We start from the raw sequence: 3847 nt of genomic DNA, 5'->3' as shown, positions 1-3847 counted from the left end.
GGCGCTGACCGGGCAGTCGTTCGTCGTCAGCCACGGCTGGTTCATGCAGTAACGTCCCCGCCTTCGTCGCGGGAGGGATTCCCGCGACATCGCCTATTCTCGCGCTGGGGTGCCGTCCGTCGACGTCACTCCGGCCGTCTCCGCCGTCCAAGGCGGGATTTCTCGGAGCAACTGATGAAACCGCACGCGCGTACAGAAAAGCAGGCCGTCGATGCGGCGGACCTGCATCACGAAGCCGGTGCGCCGGCCGCTGCGCGGTCGCTGCCGTACGAAACGATCGCGCTCGTCCTGCAGGGCGGCGGCGCGCTCGGCGCGTATCAGGCCGGCGTATTCGAAGGGCTGCACGAAGCAGGCATTCCGCTCGACTGGATCGCCGGCATCTCGATCGGGGCGCTCAACACCGCGCTGATCGCCGGCAACGCGCCCGAACATCGCGTCGAGCGACTGCGCGAATTCTGGGAAACGATCTGCCAGCCGGCGTTCTTCCCCGCGATTCCGGCCGCGTACGAATTCGCGCTGTTCAACAGCATCGACCAGATCCGCACGTTCTTTACCGCGTCGCAGGCCGCGAGCGCGATGATGCAGGGCCAGCAGGGCTTCTTCGTGCCGCGCTTCCCGCCGCCGCTGCCGGGCGTGTCCGATCATCCGCAAAAGATCAGCTGGTACGATACGTCCGCGCTGCGCGCGACGCTGCTCAAGCTGTGCGATTTCGACCGGATCAATTCGGGCGAGACGCGCGTGTCGGTCGGCGCGGTCAACGTCGGCACGGGCAACTTCGTGTATTTCGACAATTCGCGCATCCGCCTCCTGCCCGAGCACTTCATGGCGTCCGGCGCGCTGCCGCCCGCGTTCCCGCCGGTGGAGATCGACGGCGAGTACTACTGGGACGGCGGCGTCGTATCGAACACGCCGCTGATGGAAGTGCTGCGCGCGCGGCCGCGCCGCGACACGCTCGCGTTCCAGGTCGACCTGTGGAGCGCGCGCGGCCCGCTGCCGCGCACGATGGCCGACGTCGCGGAACGCACGAAGGACGTGCAGTATTCGAGCCGCACGCGTTTCGTCACCGACACGCTGCAGCGCGAACAGCGCTACCGCAACGTACTGCGCCACGTGCTCGAGCAGGTGCCGGAAGAGCAGCGCAAGAACGACCCGTGGTGCATCGAGGCCGAAGCGATGTCGAGCGGGAAGAAGTACAACATCCAGCACCTGATCTATCAGCAGAAGGCGTACGAGCACCACTACAAGGACTACCAGTTCGGTCTGTCGACGATGCGCGACCACTGGTGCGCCGGTCTCGACGACATTCGCAAGACGCTCGCGGTCAAGGACGGCCTCGCGCTGCCCACCAACGACGCGGGCTTCGTCACGCACGACATTCACCGCCGCCGGTAACGCCGTGTGCCACGGCCCGGCGCGCTTGCTGCGCCGGGCCGTCCTCTTTTCCGATTCGACATGCCGATTTTCATTGCGCTGTTCGCGCTCATCGCGCTGGGATGGGGCGCCGTTCATCTGTTTCACGTCATCGCCGCGCAGTTCGGCCAGCCGGTCGCGATCGCGGCCGCCGTGCTCGCCGCCGCGATCCTGATCGCGCTGGTCGCGTGGTGGCTCAAGCGCCGCCGCGACATCGCCCCGAACACGAAGGAACAAGGCTGGACCCACGTCGTGCACCGCGCATGGGGCGAGCTGCGCGTGTCCGCGACGCAAGGATTGCTGTGGCTGTCGCACGACGGCGCGGACGGCCGCTATACGTTGTCGCAGCTCGACGGCTGCGAGGCCGCACCGATCGACGGCCGCTGGCATCTGGTCGTGCGCGTGCGCGACGCGGTGTGCGGCGAATGGAAACTGCCGATGATGGACAAGCGCGACGCGCAGCGCTGGGCGCGCGTGCTGATGCTCGCGAAGGACAATCGGCTGTAACGGCCGGCGGCTGCCGCGCCCGATGCGCTACTTTCCGCGAACCGGATTACCGTCGCGACGCCCTATCGCGCGCCGAGCGCCCACAACGCGTCGAGCACGTGCTGGGTCGACCGCTCGACCGGGCCGGCCCGATGCGCGATACCGAGTTCGCGCCACAACGCCGGCCGCAGCGGCCGCATGACGATGCGCGCATCGGGCAGCGGCGCGCCGGCCTCGTGCGGCAGCAGCGTCGCGCCGTAACCGGCGGCGACCAGACTCTTGATCGCATCGTTGTAGTTCAGCTCGATGCGCGGCTCGGGCCGGTGGCCGCCGAGCGCGAACCATTCCGTCGTGAGCCGCGACAGGCGGGTCGTCGCATCGTTGAGAATCAGCGGACGCGCGGCCAGATAGGCCGGCGTCACCCGCGCCGGAAGCTGCCAGTCCGCGGGCAGAAAAGCCAGCACCGGATCGCGCCGCCACGCGCGGATCGACAGCCCCGCGACCGCCTGCTGCGGCAGCGCGACGAGCCCGACGTCGAGCGTGCCCTGCGCAAGACGCGCGAGCGTGTCCTGCGACGTGAGCACGGCGATCTGCACGTCGATGTCCGGATGGTGTTCGCGCAACCGGGCCACCGCCTGCGGCAACAGATGCGCGATCGCGCCGGTCGATGCGCCGAGCCGCACGCGCCCGGTGAGCCCCTGCACTTGCCGCTCCACGTCGTCCAGCGTCGACTCGACCTCGGCCAGCAGACGGCGCGCGCGCTCGACCAGCACCGCGCCGATGGCGGACGGCCGCACGTTGCCGCGCGTGCGCGACAGCAATGGCGCGCCGACGCGGCTTTCGAGTTCGGCGACATGAAGGCTGACCGTCGGCGGCGCAAGATGCAGCAGTTGCGCGGCCGCGACGAAGGAGCCCTGGTCGGCGATCGCGACCAGCGTGCGCAGCCGGTCCAGACTGATCTCGCGCATTCCCACCTCTCGTTCAGGAAAACTGAATCCCGTCGTCAGGAAATTCAACTTTTCCTATTCTAGGCGTTCGGTGGACGATACGGCTTTCCCGACGTCCGAAACGAGGAACGCGACCATCATGAGCCTCTCCACTGTCTACATCGACGGCGACCAGGGCACGACCGGACTGCAGATCCACGAGCGCCTGCGCGATCGCACCGACCTGCGGCTCGTCACGCTGCCGGATGGCGAGCGCAAGAATCCCGCGCGGCGCGCCGAAGCGATCAATGGATCCGATATCGCGATCCTGTGCCTGCCCGACGCTGCCGCGCGCGAAGCCGTCGGCTTCATCCGCAATCCGGCGGTACGCGTGATCGATGCGAGTTCCGCCCATCGCACCGACCCCGAATGGGTCTACGGCTTTCCCGAAATGATCGACGGACACGCGCGGACCATCGCCCGCGCGCGGCGCGTCACCAATCCGGGCTGCTATCCGACCGGCGCGATCGGGCTGCTGCGGCCGCTGCAGCAGGCCGGACTGCTGCCGCGCGACTATCCGGTGAGCATCCATGCGGTGTCGGGCTATTCCGGCGGCGGCCGGAGCGCCGTCGAAGCGTTCGAATCGAACGACGCTGCACGTGCGAAACCGCTGCAGGTCTACGGCCTCGCGCTCGCGCACAAGCATGTGCCCGAGATCCAGCGGCATGCCGGGCTCGCGCATCGTCCGCTGTTCGTGCCGGCTTACGGTGCCTATCGGCAGGGCATCGTGCTCACCGTGCCGATCGAGCTGCGCCTTCTGTCCGCCGGCGTGACCGGTGAAATGCTGCATGCGTGTCTCGCGCACCATTACGCCGGCGCGCGCCACGTCGAGGTCATGCCGCTCGCGGACACCCGCGCGATCACGCATCTCGATCCGCAAGCACTGAACGGGACGAACGATCTGCGGCTCGGCGTGTTCGTCAATGAAGCGCACGGCCAGGTGCTGCTGTCCGCGGTGTTCGACA

At 68.2% G+C, this 3847-nt stretch carries 4 protein-coding genes; 3 read left to right on the top strand and 1 reads right to left on the bottom strand.

Features of this window, described 5'->3' with window-relative positions:
- Window positions 1-174 precede the first annotated feature (174 nt).
- Both Q3A80_RS31715 and Q3A80_RS31710 read left to right on the top strand, forming a co-directional pair.
- Window positions 175-1392 carry a patatin-like phospholipase family protein gene (locus tag Q3A80_RS31715; protein WP_446332721.1) on the top strand — a complete coding sequence of 406 codons (1218 nt, stop codon included), beginning with the start codon at window positions 175-177 and terminating at the stop codon, window positions 1390-1392.
- Window positions 1393-1452: 60 nt separating this feature from the next.
- Window positions 1453-1917 carry a signal peptide protein gene (locus Q3A80_RS31710; protein WP_446332720.1) on the top strand — a complete coding sequence of 155 codons (465 nt, stop codon included), beginning with the start codon at window positions 1453-1455 and terminating at the stop codon, window positions 1915-1917.
- Between the two features lie 62 nt (window positions 1918-1979).
- Here Q3A80_RS31710 and Q3A80_RS31705 read toward each other — a convergent pair whose 3' ends face one another.
- Window positions 1980-2864, bottom strand: a complete 885-nt coding sequence (locus Q3A80_RS31705; protein WP_446332719.1) for a LysR family transcriptional regulator — start codon at window positions 2862-2864, stop codon at window positions 1980-1982.
- A 118-nt stretch (window positions 2865-2982) separates the two neighbouring features.
- Between Q3A80_RS31705 and argC the strand changes: the two genes are divergently transcribed.
- The coding region (argC, locus tag Q3A80_RS31700) for an N-acetyl-gamma-glutamyl-phosphate reductase (RefSeq protein WP_446332718.1) at window positions 2983-3847 on the top strand (865 nt) is incomplete at its 3' end.

This window comes from Burkholderia sp. SR8 (assembly GCF_052851275.1).
Note: the sequence above shows the minus strand (reverse complement) of the source record. Positions and strands in the feature narration are given on the sequence as shown.